The 13,818-nt window shown below is 66.5% G+C and carries 16 protein-coding genes; 13 read left to right on the top strand and 3 right to left on the bottom strand.

Annotation, left to right across the window (positions count from 1 at the left end; translation table 11 throughout):
• Nucleotides 1-21 precede the first annotated feature (21 nt).
• Complete coding sequence (locus ELY13_RS04620) at nucleotides 22-339, bottom strand: AtpZ/AtpI family protein (RefSeq protein WP_126172722.1); 318 nt, start codon at nucleotides 337-339, stop codon at nucleotides 22-24.
• Between the two features lie 151 nt (nucleotides 340-490).
• On the opposite strand from ELY13_RS04620, the gene radC reads away from it, so the two are divergent.
• From radC to ELY13_RS04565, 11 genes are all read left to right on the top strand, one after another.
• Nucleotides 491-1,195 carry a RadC family protein gene (gene radC / locus ELY13_RS04615; protein ID WP_126172721.1) on the top strand — a complete coding sequence of 235 codons (705 nt, stop codon included), beginning with the start codon at nucleotides 491-493 and terminating at the stop codon, nucleotides 1,193-1,195.
• Between the two features lie 33 nt (nucleotides 1,196-1,228).
• Nucleotides 1,229-1,756 (top strand): GNAT family N-acetyltransferase, encoded by a 528-nt coding sequence (locus tag ELY13_RS04610; protein ID WP_126172720.1) that lies wholly within the window; start codon nucleotides 1,229-1,231, stop codon nucleotides 1,754-1,756.
• Between the two features lie 85 nt (nucleotides 1,757-1,841).
• The gene (gene purB / locus ELY13_RS04605; RefSeq protein ID WP_126172719.1) at nucleotides 1,842-3,152 is read left to right on the top strand and encodes an adenylosuccinate lyase; all 1,311 of its coding nucleotides are present in this window, start codon (nucleotides 1,842-1,844) and stop codon (nucleotides 3,150-3,152) included.
• A gap of 131 nt (nucleotides 3,153-3,283) precedes the next feature.
• Nucleotides 3,284-3,619 (top strand): LapA family protein, encoded by a 336-nt coding sequence (locus ELY13_RS04600; RefSeq protein ID WP_126172718.1) that lies wholly within the window; start codon nucleotides 3,284-3,286, stop codon nucleotides 3,617-3,619.
• Complete coding sequence (gene pyrF / locus ELY13_RS04595; protein WP_126172717.1) at nucleotides 3,616-4,290, top strand: orotidine-5'-phosphate decarboxylase; 675 nt, start codon at nucleotides 3,616-3,618, stop codon at nucleotides 4,288-4,290. The genes ELY13_RS04600 and pyrF overlap by 4 nt, the downstream gene beginning before the upstream one ends.
• 73 nt (nucleotides 4,291-4,363) lie before the next feature.
• Entirely contained in the window at nucleotides 4,364-5,161 is a 798-nt protein-coding gene (locus ELY13_RS04590; protein WP_241233542.1) for an SIMPL domain-containing protein, read from the top strand.
• A gap of 41 nt (nucleotides 5,162-5,202) precedes the next feature.
• Nucleotides 5,203-5,841, top strand: coding sequence for a phosphoribosylanthranilate isomerase (locus tag ELY13_RS04585; protein WP_126172716.1), 639 nt, complete (start codon nucleotides 5,203-5,205; stop codon nucleotides 5,839-5,841).
• Entirely contained in the window at nucleotides 5,838-7,070 is a 1,233-nt protein-coding gene (gene trpB, locus ELY13_RS04580) for a tryptophan synthase subunit beta (protein ID WP_126172715.1), read from the top strand. The genes ELY13_RS04585 and trpB overlap by 4 nt, the downstream gene beginning before the upstream one ends.
• Complete coding sequence (trpA, locus tag ELY13_RS04575; protein ID WP_126172714.1) at nucleotides 7,067-7,858, top strand: tryptophan synthase subunit alpha; 792 nt, start codon at nucleotides 7,067-7,069, stop codon at nucleotides 7,856-7,858. The genes trpB and trpA overlap by 4 nt, the downstream gene beginning before the upstream one ends.
• The gene (accD, locus tag ELY13_RS04570) at nucleotides 7,855-8,703 is read left to right on the top strand and encodes an acetyl-CoA carboxylase, carboxyltransferase subunit beta (protein WP_126172713.1); all 849 of its coding nucleotides are present in this window, start codon (nucleotides 7,855-7,857) and stop codon (nucleotides 8,701-8,703) included. The genes trpA and accD overlap by 4 nt, the downstream gene beginning before the upstream one ends.
• Nucleotides 8,704-8,717: 14 nt before the next feature.
• Nucleotides 8,718-10,013, top strand: coding sequence for a bifunctional folylpolyglutamate synthase/dihydrofolate synthase (locus ELY13_RS04565; protein WP_126172712.1), 1,296 nt, complete (start codon nucleotides 8,718-8,720; stop codon nucleotides 10,011-10,013).
• A gap of 9 nt (nucleotides 10,014-10,022) precedes the next feature.
• Here the strand turns inward: ELY13_RS04565 and ELY13_RS04560 are convergent, their stop codons facing one another.
• Nucleotides 10,023-11,723 carry an AmpG family muropeptide MFS transporter gene (locus tag ELY13_RS04560; protein ID WP_126172711.1) on the bottom strand — a complete coding sequence of 567 codons (1,701 nt, stop codon included), beginning with the start codon at nucleotides 11,721-11,723 and terminating at the stop codon, nucleotides 10,023-10,025.
• A 403-nt stretch (nucleotides 11,724-12,126) separates the two neighbouring features.
• On the opposite strand from ELY13_RS04560, the gene ELY13_RS04555 reads away from it, so the two are divergent.
• Both ELY13_RS04555 and rsmD read left to right on the top strand, forming a co-directional pair.
• Entirely contained in the window at nucleotides 12,127-12,885 is a 759-nt protein-coding gene (locus ELY13_RS04555) for a pseudouridine synthase (RefSeq protein ID WP_126172710.1), read from the top strand.
• 3 nt (nucleotides 12,886-12,888) lie between these two features.
• Nucleotides 12,889-13,443 carry a 16S rRNA (guanine(966)-N(2))-methyltransferase RsmD gene (rsmD, locus tag ELY13_RS04550; RefSeq protein ID WP_126172889.1) on the top strand — a complete coding sequence of 185 codons (555 nt, stop codon included), beginning with the start codon at nucleotides 12,889-12,891 and terminating at the stop codon, nucleotides 13,441-13,443.
• 45 nt (nucleotides 13,444-13,488) lie between these two features.
• Here the strand turns inward: rsmD and ELY13_RS04545 are convergent, their stop codons facing one another.
• A complete protein-coding gene (locus ELY13_RS04545; RefSeq protein ID WP_126172709.1) occupies nucleotides 13,489-13,767 on the bottom strand; it encodes a hypothetical protein in 279 nt (92 codons plus the stop codon).
• Between the last annotated feature and the right edge of the window lie 51 nt (nucleotides 13,768-13,818).

Raw genomic sequence — 13,818 nt, 5'->3', positions numbered from 1 at the left:
GCCAGCCGCCCTGAAAAAAGGTCAGTCCTGACGCCGGTTCGAAATCCGGATAATGTTCCTGAAGGCGACACCTATTCCGAGGAACAGCATCACCAACAGACCCCAGGGCGATGTGCCGGCAAAGTAATCAATTACCAGACCAAGCACCGCGCCGCCAAGAAGCCCACCGAGCAGCTCCGCAAGTACCTTGTTGCCCATGCGATAATTTGCATCGGCAGCTTGGCCCCGCGGACGGTTGCGCTCTTCTTCCCGCTCGCGCGCAGCCTTCAGCCGCTCGTCAAGCGCGTCGATCCGCGCGTCCTCACCGATGGGTTCCCGTGCGGACTTCTCATCGCTCATGCAACACTCCCTTGCTGGGCAACTACATGGGCATACGAGGTGCCCGCCGAGGGCGCCGCCCCCTTAGGCGGGGGGTATCGGCAAGTCAACCACATGCGGCACTTGCGCCCACCCGCGCGCCGGGGCATCCCTGCGCCAAGGGGATTGGCGAGTGAAGACAGAAGATTACACGGGACCGCGCGGCGGATCGGACACCGCAGGGCATCGCGCCCGGCTGAGAAAACGCCTGCTGGAAGGCGGGATCGATGCCCTGGCCGATTACGAAGTGCTGGAATACCTGCTGTTCGCCAGCCGCCCGCGGGGCGACACCAAGCCGATCGCGAAGGCGCTGCTTGCCCGGTTCGGGACGCTTTCCGGCGTGCTCAACGCCGATGCGGGATCGCTGGCGCAAGTTGAAGGCATGGGTGAAGTCAGCGCGGCCAACCTGAAGATCGTGGCGGTCGCCGCGCGCCGCATGGCCCGCAGCGAAGTGCATTCCAAACCGGTGCTGGGCAGCTGGCAGACGCTGATCGACTACCTGTCCATCGACATGGCGCACCTGACCGTGGAGCGGGTGCGCGTGCTTTACCTCGACAGCCGTAACCGGCTGATCCAGGATCACCATGTCGGCGACGGTTCGATCGACGAGGCGACGATCCATCCGCGCGAGGTAATCCGCCGCGGACTGGACATCGGTGCCGCCGCCCTGATCCTGGTCCACAACCACCCGAGCGGCAATCCCGAGCCGAGCCGGGCCGACATCCAGATCACCAACCGGATCGCCGAAGCCGGGCGGCTGCTTGGCCTGACCGTACACGACCATGTGATCGTCGGGCGCGAAGGCCACGTGTCGATGCGGGCCAAGGGTTTGATCTAGCGCGAGCGGCGCGCAGCAGGGCAGGAGCGCAGGATGGACTGGACCGTAAGACCAGCAAGCGCGGTGGACGCCGAACGCCTTGCGCTCGTCGGCGGCGCAACCTTTCTCGAGACATTCGCCGGAGTTCTTGATGGGCGCGCCATAGTCGATCACTGCCGGAGGGAGCACAGCCACGCCGCATACGAAGCCTATCTGGGCGCAGGTGGGCAAGCGTGGCTGGCCGAGACATGTCATGGGAGCGCACCTGTCGGCTTTTCACTCGTCGGAGAGACACACCTTCCGGGATGCACGCCCGACGGGAGCGATATCGAGCTGAAGCGCATCTACACGCTTTCGCGGTTCCACGGGACGGGGATGGGAGCAGAGCTCATGAAGCAAGCGATCCTACATGCCGAGCAGCGGGGATATCGAAGGATTCTCCTGGGCGTGTATGCTGGCAACGCTCGTGCGCGGGCTTTCTACGCCAGGCAGGATTTTATCCAGATCGCCGACCGAAAATTCCGGGTCGGAGAGCGGGAGTATGACGACGTCGTGCTCGCAAGGCAGCTTCGGACCGAGTGACCCACTGCCGGCCAGCCCCGCCCGGGCTTGCCAATTCCCGATGCGCGGCCTAGCCGCCCGGCCACGTTCAAAGATCGGAGTTCGTATGGTCCCCCGCTATTCCCGCCCCGCCATGACCGCGATCTGGGAGGCCGAAGCCCGGTACCGCATCTGGTTCGTGATCGAGGCCCACGCGACCGAGAAGCTTGGTGAGCTGGGCGTTGTGCCGGAATCCGCCGCCAAGGCGCTGTGGGACTGGTGGAAGACCGATCCGAAGATCGATGTGGCCGCAATCGACGCGATCGAGGCCGTGACCAAGCACGACGTCATCGCATTCCTCGACTGGGTTGCGCAGCAGGTCGGGCCCGAGGCGCGCTTCATGCACCAGGGGATGACCAGTTCCGACGTGCTCGACACCACGCTGGCGGTCCAGCTTGCCCGTTCGGCCGACTTGCTGCTGGAGGATATCGACGCGCTGCTCGCCGCGCTGAAGCGCCGGGCCGAGGAACACAAGTACACCCCGACCATCGGCCGCAGCCACGGCATCCATGCCGAGCCGGTGACCTTCGGGCTGAAGCTGGCGCAGGCTTATGCCGAGTTCGCCCGCTGCCGCAAACGGCTGGTCGCCGCCCGGGAAGAAATCGCCACCTGCGCGATTTCCGGCGCGGTCGGCACCTTCGCCAACATCTCCCCTGAGGTTGAGGAGCATGTGGCCGAAGCGTTGGGCCTTCAGCCGGAGCCGGTCAGCACCCAGGTGATCCCGCGCGACCGGCACGCGATGTTCTTCGCCACGCTGGGCGTCATCGCCAGCTCCATCGAGCGGCTGGCGATTGAGGTGCGGCACTTGCAGCGGACCGAAGTTCTGGAAGCGGAGGAGTATTTCTCCCCCGGCCAGAAGGGATCGAGCGCGATGCCGCACAAGCGCAATCCCGTGCTGACCGAGAACCTGACCGGGCTGGCGCGGATGGTCCGGTCCTTCGCCCTGCCCGCGATGGAGAACGTTGCGCTGTGGCATGAGCGGGACATCTCCCATTCCTCCGTCGAGCGGTTCATCGGGCCGGATGCGTGCATCACGCTCGACTTCGCGCTGGCGCGGCTCACCGGGGTGGTGGACAAGCTGCTGGTCTATCCGGAGCGGATGCAGAAGAATCTCGACCGAATGGGCGGGCTCGTCCATTCGCAGCGCGTGCTGCTGGCGCTGACGCAGGCCGGGCTTACGCGGGACGATTCCTATCGCCTGGTCCAGCGCAACGCGATGAAGGTGTGGGAAAGTGACGGGGCGCTGTCGCTGCTCGACCTGCTGAAGGCCGACCCGGAAGTGAGCGCGGCGCTTTCCGATCAGGAGCTGGAGGAGAAGTTCGACCTCGCTTACCATTACCGGCAAGTGGACACGATCTTCCAGCGGGTGTTCGGCTGAGGCCGCCCCGCCCGCCGTGCGGGAGGGGGACGTTGCCTCCCCTTCCCTTCACGGCCCAATCGTCCTAGCATTCGCCGCAAAAGACACCCGGGTGAAGAACGCCCGGGCCGAACCGACAGAGAAAAGCCCGCGTGAAAATCGTCCGCACGATCCTTCTGGTGCTGCTGCTCGTCGCGTTGGCGGTGTTCTCCTACTACAACTGGTTGCCGGTCGAAGTCCGCATCTGGGAAGGGCTGGTCTGGGAAACGAAGATCCCGGTGCTGGTGATCATTCCGTTCCTGGCCGGGCTGGTGCCGATGTGGCTGGCGCATCTTGCCGCGAAATGGCGGATGAAGCGGCGGATCGCGGCGCTGGAAAACGCTGCCCGCACCGCTGCCGTGCCGGTTGAGCCGCTACCTCCCGTTCCGGTTGCCGAACCCGAACCCGCGTCTGATCCTGCCGAGTTACGAGAGCCCCTGAACCCATGAGCAACCCTGTCTACCTTGCGCTCGATGTGCCGCAGCTCGATGCGGCGAAGGAACTGGCGCGGCGAGTCGCTCCGCACATCGGGGGGATCAAGCTGGGGCTCGAATTCTTCTGCGCGCACGGGCATCACGGGGTGCACGAGATCGCCCGGATCGGGCTGCCGATTTTCCTCGACCTCAAGCTGCACGACATTCCCAACACGGTCGCGGGCGCGATGCAGGCTATCCACATGCTGGAGCCGGCGATCGTCACGGTTCACGCGAGCGGCGGCCGGGCGATGATGGAAGACGCCAAGGCGGCGGCCGGAAGCGGGACCAGGGTCGTCGCCGTGACCCTGCTGACCAGCCTTGATGAGCGGGACCTGATGCGCACCGGGGTAAATGGCTCTCCGCACGACCAGGTGCTGCGGCTGGCGGATCTGGCGCATACGGCCGGACTGGACGGCGTGGTGTGTTCTGGCCACGAGGTTGCAGCGGTCCATGCCCAGTGGAAGGACGGGTTCTTCGTCGTGCCCGGGCTGCGGCCCGCCGGAAACCAGGTGGGCGACCAGAAGCGTGTCGTCACCCCGCGCCAGGCGCGCGATGACGGGGCCAGCGTTCTGGTGATCGGGCGTCCGATCAGCCGGGCGGAAGATCCTGTCGCTGCGGCTCGCGGGATCGAAGCGACGCTGTAATCTTTCTTCGTCAGTTCATCGCGTGGAAAGCCGGACTGGGGTCCCCTGCGTCCGGTTCACGAGGGAGACTTGCATGAAGATGAAAACGTCGCGCCTTATCGCCGCCGCCGCTGTTGCCGCCCTGCTGCCGCTGACACCCGCCTCGGCCCAAGTCGTGCAGCCGGAACTGACGGTCCAGCCGGGCAACACGGTGCTGTCCGTCAACGCGGAAGGCAGCAGCATGCGCCGGCCCGACCTTGCGCTGTTCACGGCGGGAGTGACGACGCAGGGCCAGACCGCCGCTGCCGCGCTGGCTGAGAACTCCCGGTCTATGGCCCAGGTGATCGCTGCCCTGAAGCGCGCCGGCATTGCCGACCGGGACATCCAGACCAGCAACCTGTCGCTGAACCCGGTCTATTCCGACCCGAACCGCGATGCGATGATTGCGGCGCGTTCCGGCGATCGCACGTCCATGCCCATTCCGACGGAACAGCAAGTGCCCCGGATCATCGGCTATCAGGCGACCAACACGGTTTCCGTGCGCCAGCGCCAGCTTGAGGATTACGGCAGGATCATCGACACGCTGGTTTCCGCCGGGGCCAATCAGGTGAACGGGCCGGTGTTCCAGCTGGACAACGAGCAGACCGCGCTGGACGAAGCGCGGATCGACGCGATGCGCAACGCGCGCCGTCAGGCGGAGTTGTATGCCCGGGCCGCGGGGCTGAACATCGTGCGCACGCTGTCCATCGGCGAAGGCGGCGGCTATTCCAGTCCGCAGCCCGCTTTCCGCATGGCCGAAATGGCCGCGCCGCCCCCGCCGCCTGCTCCGGTACAGGCGGGTGAGCTCGACATGCGGGCAAGCGTGACCGTGCTGTACGAGCTGGCGCCGTAACGCCTGCTCGACAGGGCGGCGAATCGCGGTAAGGCGCCCCCATGTCTTCCACTGCCATCAAGATCTGCGGCATCGCCGCCCCCGACGCGCTCGACGCAGCGATTGCCGCACGCGCCGAGCACGTCGGCTTCGTGTTTTTCGAACGGTCGCCCCGCAACGTCTCCATCCAGGATGCAGCCCGGCTGGCGCAGCGAGCAGCGGGACGGATCGGCAAGGTGGGCCTGTTCGTCGATGCGGACGATGCCGCGATTGCCGATGGCGTGGCGGCGGGGCAGCTCGACGCGATCCAGCTGCACGGGACCGAAACTCCGCAGCGCGCTGCGCACGTGAAGGCGCAGTTCGGCCTTCCGGTGTGGAAAGCGCTGTCGGTTGCGACGGCTGCCGACGTCGAGCGGGCAGAGATGTACCGCGGCGCGGCGGACATGGTCCTGTTCGACGCCAAGACGCCCAAGGGCACGCTGCCGGGCGGCATGGGGCTGGTGTTCGATTGGACCCTGCTCTCCGCGTATCGCGGCGCGCTGCCGTGGGGTCTTGCGGGGGGGCTCAACCCGGAGAACGTTGCCGAGGCCGTGCGGCGGACGCGCGCCCTGCTGGTCGATTGTTCCTCGGGCGTGGAAAGCGAGCCGGGGCGCAAGGATATCGACAAGATTGCCGCCTTCTGCCAAGCGGCGCGGTCATGAACCAGCAGCCCAATTCCTATCGCACCGGCCCGGACGAGCGGGGCCATTTTGGCCAGTTTGGCGGACGCTACGTCGCTGAAACACTGATGCCGCTGATCCTTGAGCTTGAGCGCGAATACCGCCGCGCCAAGAACGACCCGGCGTTCCAGGCGCAGTTCGACGACTTGCTGGAACATTACGTCGGCCGCCCCAGCCCGCTCTATTACGCAGAGCGGCTGACCGACGCGCTGCGCGAGAACGCGGACGACGGGATGGGCGCGCAGATCTGGTTCAAGCGCGATGAACTGAACCACACCGGCGCGCACAAGATCAACAACTGCGTCGGGCAGATCCTGCTGGCGATGCGCATGGGCAAGACGCGGATCATCGCGGAAACCGGCGCCGGCCAGCACGGCGTGGCCACCGCCACCGTCTGCGCCCGTTTCGGCCTGCCCTGCGTGATCTACATGGGCGCGACCGACGTCGCCCGTCAGCAGCCGAACGTGTTCCGCATGAAGCTGCTCGGCGCGGAAGTGATCCCCGTCACCAGCGGCGCCGCGACCCTCAAGGACGCGATGAACGAAGGGCTGCGCGACTGGGTCGCCAACGTCCACGACACGTTCTACATCATCGGCACGGCCGCCGGGCCCCATCCCTATCCCGAGCTGGTTCGCGATTTCCAGAGCGTGATCGGCAAGGAAGCGCGGGCCCAGATGCTCGACCGGATCGACCGCCTGCCGGACCTGCTGGTTGCGGCGATCGGCGGCGGGTCCAACGCCATCGGCCTGTTCCATCCGTTCCTCGACGATCCCGACGTGAAGATGCTGGGGGTCGAAGCGGCCGGGCACGGGCTGGACAAGCAGCACGCGGCGAGCCTTGCGGGCGGATCGCCCGGCATTCTCCACGGCAACAAGACCTACCTTTTGCAGGACGAGGACGGCCAGATCGCCGAAGCGCATTCGATCAGCGCGGGCCTGGACTATCCCGGCATCGGGCCGGAGCATGCCTGGCTGAAGGAAATCGGCCGGGTGGAATACACCTCCGCCACCGATGAAGACGCGCTGAAAGCGTTCCAGCTGCTGTGCCAGACGGAAGGGATCATCCCCGCGCTGGAGCCGAGCCACGCCATCGCCGCCATCGTCGAGCGCGCGCGCGAAATGCCGCGCGATTCCATCATCCTCGCCAATCTGTGCGGCCGGGGGGACAAGGACATCTTCACCGTGGCGGAAGCGCTGGGAGTGCAGCTGTGAGCCGCTTCGACACGGCCTTCTCGACAGACCGCCCCGCCCTCGTGTGTTTCCTGACCGCCGGCGACGGGGACACCGCGTCCAACCTCGACGCGCTGGTTGCCGGCGGCGCGGACGTGATCGAACTGGGGATGCCGTTCACCGATCCGATGGCGGACGGTCCCGCGATCCAGGCGGCAAACCTGCGCAGCCTTGGGAAAGGCACCACCACCCGCGACGTGCTGCTGATCGCCCGCGAATTTCGCGCGCGCCATCCCGAGGTGCCGCTGGTGCTGATGGGCTATGCCAACCCAATGGTGCGGCGCGGGCCGGAATGGTTTGCAGCCGAAGCCGCCGGAGCGGGGGTGGACGGGGTAATCTGCGTCGACATTCCGCCCGAGGAAGATCCGGAGCTGGGCCCGGCGCTGCGCGACAACGGCGTGGCGCTGATTCGGCTGGCCACCCCGACCAGCGATGCGGCGCGTCTGCCGGCAGTTCTGGAAGGATCCGGAGGGTTCCTTTATTACGTGTCCGTCGCCGGGATCACCGGCAAGCAGCAGGCGGCGCTTGGTTCGATCCAGCAAGCCGTCGATCGGCTGAAGGCGGCCACCGACTTGCCCGTCGCGGTCGGGTTCGGCGTGCGCACTCCGGAACAAGCCGCCACGATCGCGCGGGTGGCCGATGGCGTCGTCGTCGGCTCCGCGCTGGTTGAACTGGTCGGGCAGCACGGAGACGCCGCGCCGCGCCACTTGCAGGATCTGACGCGCCAACTGGCCGAAGCCGTTCACACTTCACGAAAGGTCGCCGCATGAGCTGGCTCACCCGGGTCCGCAACTCCCTTCCCTTCGCACCCCGGCGCGAAACCCCGGACAATCTCTGGGTCAAGTGCCCCAGCTGCAACGAAATGCTCTTCACCAAGGAGTATGAGGACAATCTCTCGGTTTGTCCGCGCTGCAACTACCACGGGCGGATCGGCGCCGATGCGCGCCTGAACCAGCTGATGGACGAAGGGTATGAACTGCTTCCCGCGCCGGAAGTGCAGGAAGACCCGCTCAAGTTCCGGGACTCCAAGCGCTATACCGAGCGGCTGAAGCAGGCGCGGGCCAAGAACCCGCATCCCGATGCGTTCACTGCTGCGGTCGGCACCATCGTGGGCCAGAAGGCCGTCGTTGGCGTGCAGGACTTCATGTTCATGGGCGGATCGATGGGCATGGCGGTCGGCGCGGCATTCGTCGCCGGGGCGGAGCGCGCGCTTGAGGAGAAGTGCGGCTTCATCGTGGTGACCGCGGCTGGCGGTGCCCGGATGCAGGAAGGCATTCTCAGCCTGATGCAGATGCCCAGGGCGACGGTGATGACCCGGCGGCTGCGCGAGGCGGGCTTGCCCTACATCGTCGTGCTGACCGATCCGACCACTGGCGGCGTGACCGCGAGCTACGCCATGCTGGGCGATGTCCACATCGCGGAGCCGGGGGCGCTGATCGGGTTTGCCGGGCAGCGCGTCATCCAGGAAACGATTCGCGAGCAATTGCCTGATGGTTTCCAGCGCGCCGAGTACCTGCACGCGCACGGAATGGTCGACATGGTCGTCCCGCGCCGGGACTTGCGCACGACCCTTTCCACCCTGCTCGGCTACATGCAGCCGGCGAAGGCCGCCTAGGCAAGCCGGGCCCGGTGAAAGACTTCGCCAGTTCCGATGATCCGGCGGTCCAGGCGCAGCTGGACCGGCTGGCTGCGCTGTCGCTGCCGCAAGGGCGGCTGGGGCTGGAGACGATCCGCGCCATACTGGACCGGCTCGGCAACCCGCAGCGGGCCATTCCGCCCGTGTTCCACGTCGCTGGGACCAACGGCAAGGGATCGACCTGCGCGTACCTGCGCGCAATCCTTGAAGTCGAGGGCTTGCGCGTTCACACCGCGACCAAGCCGCACCTTGTCCGCTACAACGAACGAATCCGGCTGGCCGGACGCCTGATCTCGGATCAGATGCTCGGGGACTTGCTGAAGGAGGTTCTCGACGTCAGCGAGGATCTGGGGCCGAGTTTCTTCGAAGTCACGTCGGCCGCCATGTTCCTGGCTTTTGCGCGGGTCCCGGCGGATGTCTGCGTGATCGAGGTCGGGCTTGGCGGGCGCTTCGATGCCACCAATGTGCTGGAGCAGCCCGCCGCTTGCGGGATCGCTACCCTTGGCATCGACCATGAGGCTTTCCTGCTGCGGCCGGAGGAAGGCACACCGGAACGCCCGCTGGCGCGGATCGCGTTCGAGAAGGCAGGGATTGTCCGGCCCGGACGCCCGCTGATCACGCAGACGTATCCGCAGGAAGCCGTGCTGGAGATCGAGCGGATGGCCGGGCTCGCCGGCGCTCCGCTGCACATGCGCGATCAGGACTGGTGGGCCGAGGTCGGGTCGACGATCGAGTACCGTGACCGTCACGGGCGGCTGACCCTGCCCCTCCCCGCGCTTCCCGGCGCGCACCAGGGCGACAACGCGGCGCTGGCCATCGCGATGCTGCGGCACCAGGACTTCGTCACCGTTTCGGCCGCGTCGATGGCGGAAGGCATCCGCAGCGCCCGCTGGCCCGCGCGGCTGCAACAGCTTGGCGATGGTCCGCTGACGAGCCTGGCGCCAGGGCGCGAAGTGTGGCTGGATGGGGGACACAACCCGGATGCGGGGCAGGCTATCGCTCGGCATTTCCAGGACGAGGCGGTGCACCTGATCATCGGGATGCTGGCGAACAAGGACCCTGCGGCGCTCATCGGTCCGCTGAAAGATCGTCTCGCCAGCGTTACCGCCGTGCCCGTCGAAGGCAGCGAGCATCACCTGCCCAGCGCCTTTGGGCCCGATGCAGCGAGCGCGGCCAGCGTGGCCGAAGCGCTGCGGATGGTGCCCTCGGACGGGCGCAGGATCCTGATTGCCGGATCGCTGTACCTTGCCGGGAACGTGCTGATCGCGAACGGGGAAGTACCGGATTAGCCCGCCGGGCTAACCCACCGCGGAGCTTTGCCTCAGGTCGGTTGCCGGCGCGACCCGGCTGACGCGGTACCATTCGGCCAGGCACAGCACCACCGCGACCGCGCCCATCGCCGTCGTCAGCAGGAAGACGTAGAAGTAGCCCTGCTGCTCGATCATCTCGCCCAGCGCACCACGGCCGAGCGTGCCGACCAGCAGCGTGAGCGAGGACAGCAGCGCGTACTGCACCGCGCTGTATCCCTTGCTGACGATGGACGACAGCCACGCGATGTAGGCCGCGCCCGCGATGCCGGTGGACAGGTTCTCCGCGGCGATCGTGACCATCAGCTTGGCCAGGCGCTGGTCTCCGCCGAATTGCTCGATCAGCCAGGTGAACCCGATGAGGTCGCTCACCATCGCCATGTTCTCCCCGCCGAGTGCGAGATCCGCGTACAGCAGGTTGGTCGCCGCAGCGAGCACCGCGCCCAGCGTCAGGGTTGCCATCCGGCCGATGGTGGTGAGCAGGTATCCGCCCAGAGCCAGCCCGAGTACGATCGCGCCGACGCCGAAGAACTTGGAGGCAACCGCCACCTCGTCGTTGGTGTAGTTCAGTTCCCCGAGGTAGAACGGATAGGCGAACGTGCCCCAGATCGAGTCCGTGATGCGGTACGTCAGCACGAGCGCGAACACGAGCACCAGCGCCCAGCCGATGCGGCCGACGAACTCGGTCAGCGGCAGGATCAGCGCGCGGTAGAGGTGATCCATCGCATGGGCGCCCAGCCCCTCTGCCGGGGCATGTTCGGTCAGGACATGCTGGCCCTTGCGCTTCAGCTGGACCAGCCAGGCGGCGATGAACGCGGGAAGGATCACCGTCGCCAGCACGATCAGCGGCCCGTACGTTGCAATGAAGGTCGTGGAATCGGGCCGCATGCCCGGATCGTTGGAGAGGGAGCGGACCATGAACACGCCCACCACCGCAAGGGACCAGCCCCACAGCACTCCGACCGCGATCAGCGCCCACTTACGAATTTGAGGGCTGATTTGGCCGGGGCGGCGCAGTTCCAGCAGCTCATCCTTCTGTTCGGCGGTAGGCGCCGCCGTTTTCGCGTCGGGGGCGAACATCCCGGCAAATCCCACAGCCAGCAGAAGCGCGCCCATCAGCATGAAGACTTGCGGCCAGCCGATTCGCGCGGCCATGATCAGCGCGAGCGCCCCGCCGGCTAGCGCGGCAATGCGGAAACCCATCTGGTAAACCGTCGACAGGATGTCGATCGTTGCTTTCTCATCCGCGACGTCGACGCGCCAGGCGTCGATCACCACGTCCTGCGTGGCGCTGGCGAACGCGCCAATTCCGGCAAGCAGCGAGAACAGGCCCAGCGATGTCGCCGGGTTCAGGAGCGACAGCAGCAGCAGGATCGCGCCGAGCAGGACCTGCGCCGGGACGATCCACTGCTTGCGTTTCCCGAGCCGCCGCAGGAAGGGCAGGTCCACCCGGTCAAGGGCGGGCGACCACAGGAACTTGAACGCGTAGGCGAGCCCGATCAGCGAGAACACGCCCATCGTTTCCAGATCGACTTCCGCTTCGGTCAGCCAGGCATAGAGCGTCCCCAGCAGCAGCGAATACGGCAGGCCGGAAGCGAACCCGAAGATCAGCATGAAGCCGGTCTTGCGCTGGCCCAACGCGCGAAGCAGCCCGCGCCAGCCGGGTTTCTGCGGTGCTGTCGCTTGCGTCATTGTTCCGGGTTCTCTTGCTGCATATAAGGACCTTAGCGAAGCGGGCGACCATGGGAAGGCCGCTGCTGCCGCAACCTTTGCATGGTATCGGGATACATCAGCGTAGGGGGGGCCTGCCGCTATGTTCAAGTCGTTGATTTGTCGCTATTTGGGACATCGGGTAAATCGCCACCGCGTGTGGAACGATCAAGTCGATTTCCGGACCTCATGTGATCGTTGCCGAGTCGCGATGGTGCGCGATCCAGCCGGCTGGCGCGAGTACGTGCCCGAGCGGGACGACGATCCAAGACGGGCCCCGCATCCTCACCGGAAAGAAATCGCCTGACGCACACCGCCGTCGTGCGCGCGCACTGGCCATGCCGCCGGGCTTTCGCCCGCGGACGTTCGCGGCTATGCCGCCGGCATGAACCGACCTGACCGACCCGAAGGCGAACGCATCGCCAAGCTGCTCTCACGCGCCGGGGTGGCGAGCCGGCGGGAAGTGGAACGGATGATCGCCGACAGGCGTGTCGCGTTGAACGGCCAGGCGATCGACACCCCGGCAACGATCCTGCGCGACCTTGCCGGTGTAACCGTGGACGGAAAGCCAGTCGCCCGGCCCGAAGCGCCGCGCCTGTTCCGGTTCCACAAGCCGTCCGGCCTGATCACCGCCGAGCGGGATCCCAAGGACCGCCCCACCATCTACACGGCGCTGCGCAACGCCTTGCCCCACGGCACGCCCCGCCTGATGCCGGTCGGAAGGCTGGACCTCAATACGGAAGGCCTGCTGCTGCTGACCAACGACGGGGAAATGAAGCGGGCGATGGAACTGCCATCCAGCGGCATTCCGCGGACCTACCGGGCGCGCACCTTCGGAGATATCAGCCAGACGCAGCTGGAGGACCTGATCGAGGGGGTGACGATCGAAGGGGTGCACTACGGGCGGATCGACGCCAACCTGGAGCGGCGCACCGGGCGCAACCAGTGGATCGAACTGACGCTGACCGAAGGCAAGAACCGCGAGGTCCGCCGCGTGCTGGAGCATCTCGGCCTCAAGGTCTCGCGCCTGCTGCGCACGGCCTATGGCCCGTTCCCGCTGGCAGACTTGCCGCGCGGGGCCGCACAGGAAGTGCCGCAAGGCGACGTGGAGCGGTTCCGCAAACAACTTGGAAAGGGACGCTGAATGCTGCGGATCATCGCAGGGGAATGGAAGCGGCGGCAAATCCGCACGCCTGAGGGGGAGCAGACCCGACCGACCAGTGACCGCACGCGGGAAACGCTGTTCTCGATGCTGGTGAGCCGCATCGGCGACCTGGACGGTCTGAGCGTGGCCGACTTGTTCGCCGGATCGGGCGCTCTGGGCCTCGAAGCTCTTTCCCGGGGAGCCGGCAGCTGTGTGTTCGTGGAGCAGGATCCGCGCGCGATCCAGGCCCTGCGGGCCAATATCGCGATGCTCGGGGCGCAGCGGCGCTGCACCGTGCATGCTGCGTCGGTCATGGCGGCAGGACCCGCCAAGGTGCCGCATGATCTTCTGCTGCTCGATCCGCCTTATGGTTCGGGCGCGGGCGCGGTCGCGCTCGACCGGCTGGCACGGCTCGGCTGGATCGGCGAGGCGACGTGGGTCGCCCTGGAGACGGCAGCGGACGAGGACGTACGCGTAAAGGCGCTCGAAATCGAATCCGAGCGCCGCGTCGGCAAAGCCAAGATCACGCTGTTGCGCTGGCCGGCGAGCCCCGCCTAGAAGCGGGGGCCGCCGGGCCAGTTGTCAGACCTCACCGGCTACGTTTTACGTGCGAGCCTTCGGGTAGTAGCCGAGCGGACGCTCACCAAACCCAAGGCCTGCAGCGCGCGGCTGGATGCAGCTGTCCTGATTGTCCGTCATGCAAACCTGATACACGGTTCCGTTGATCCGAACTGCGGTTGCCCGCCCGCGGTTGTTCTTGTTAACAACTTCGACTTGCGGCTGCACCTTGTACTGCGGAGCCGGTTCGTTGACTTGTGCAGCGGCCGGCATACCCAAGGCAGCCAGTCCAGCAGCGGCGACAATTCCATAAACGAGTTTCATGGCTTCTTCCTTTCGCTTGGTTGAGCCTCATCACGTCAACGGCGAGTCAAC

It is taken from the genome of Altericroceibacterium xinjiangense (assembly GCF_003958635.1).
GTDB classification, from domain to species: Bacteria; Pseudomonadota; Alphaproteobacteria; order Sphingomonadales; family Sphingomonadaceae; genus Altericroceibacterium_A; species Altericroceibacterium_A xinjiangense.
This window is presented reverse-complemented; position numbering and strand designations above follow the sequence as displayed.

Excerpts from the sequence above, each read along its gene's own strand:
- ELY13_RS04620 (WP_126172722.1), bottom strand. The coding sequence starts at position 339 with ATGAGCGATGAGAAGTCCGCACGGGAACCCATCGGTGAGGACGCGCGG.
- ELY13_RS04610 (WP_126172720.1), top strand. The coding sequence starts at position 1,229 with ATGGACTGGACCGTAAGACCAGCAAGCGCGGTGGACGCCGAACGCCTT.
- purB (WP_126172719.1), top strand. The coding sequence starts at position 1,842 with ATGGTCCCCCGCTATTCCCGCCCCGCCATGACCGCGATCTGGGAGGCC.
- pyrF (WP_126172717.1), top strand. The coding sequence starts at position 3,616 with ATGAGCAACCCTGTCTACCTTGCGCTCGATGTGCCGCAGCTCGATGCG.
- ELY13_RS04590 (WP_241233542.1), top strand. The coding sequence starts at position 4,364 with ATGAAGATGAAAACGTCGCGCCTTATCGCCGCCGCCGCTGTTGCCGCC.
- ELY13_RS04585 (WP_126172716.1), top strand. The coding sequence starts at position 5,203 with ATGTCTTCCACTGCCATCAAGATCTGCGGCATCGCCGCCCCCGACGCG.
- trpB (WP_126172715.1), top strand. The coding sequence starts at position 5,838 with ATGAACCAGCAGCCCAATTCCTATCGCACCGGCCCGGACGAGCGGGGC.
- accD (WP_126172713.1), top strand. The coding sequence starts at position 7,855 with ATGAGCTGGCTCACCCGGGTCCGCAACTCCCTTCCCTTCGCACCCCGG.
- ELY13_RS04560 (WP_126172711.1), bottom strand. The coding sequence starts at position 11,723 with ATGACGCAAGCGACAGCACCGCAGAAACCCGGCTGGCGCGGGCTGCTT.
- ELY13_RS04555 (WP_126172710.1), top strand. The coding sequence starts at position 12,127 with ATGAACCGACCTGACCGACCCGAAGGCGAACGCATCGCCAAGCTGCTC.
- ELY13_RS04545 (WP_126172709.1), bottom strand. The coding sequence starts at position 13,767 with ATGAAACTCGTTTATGGAATTGTCGCCGCTGCTGGACTGGCTGCCTTG.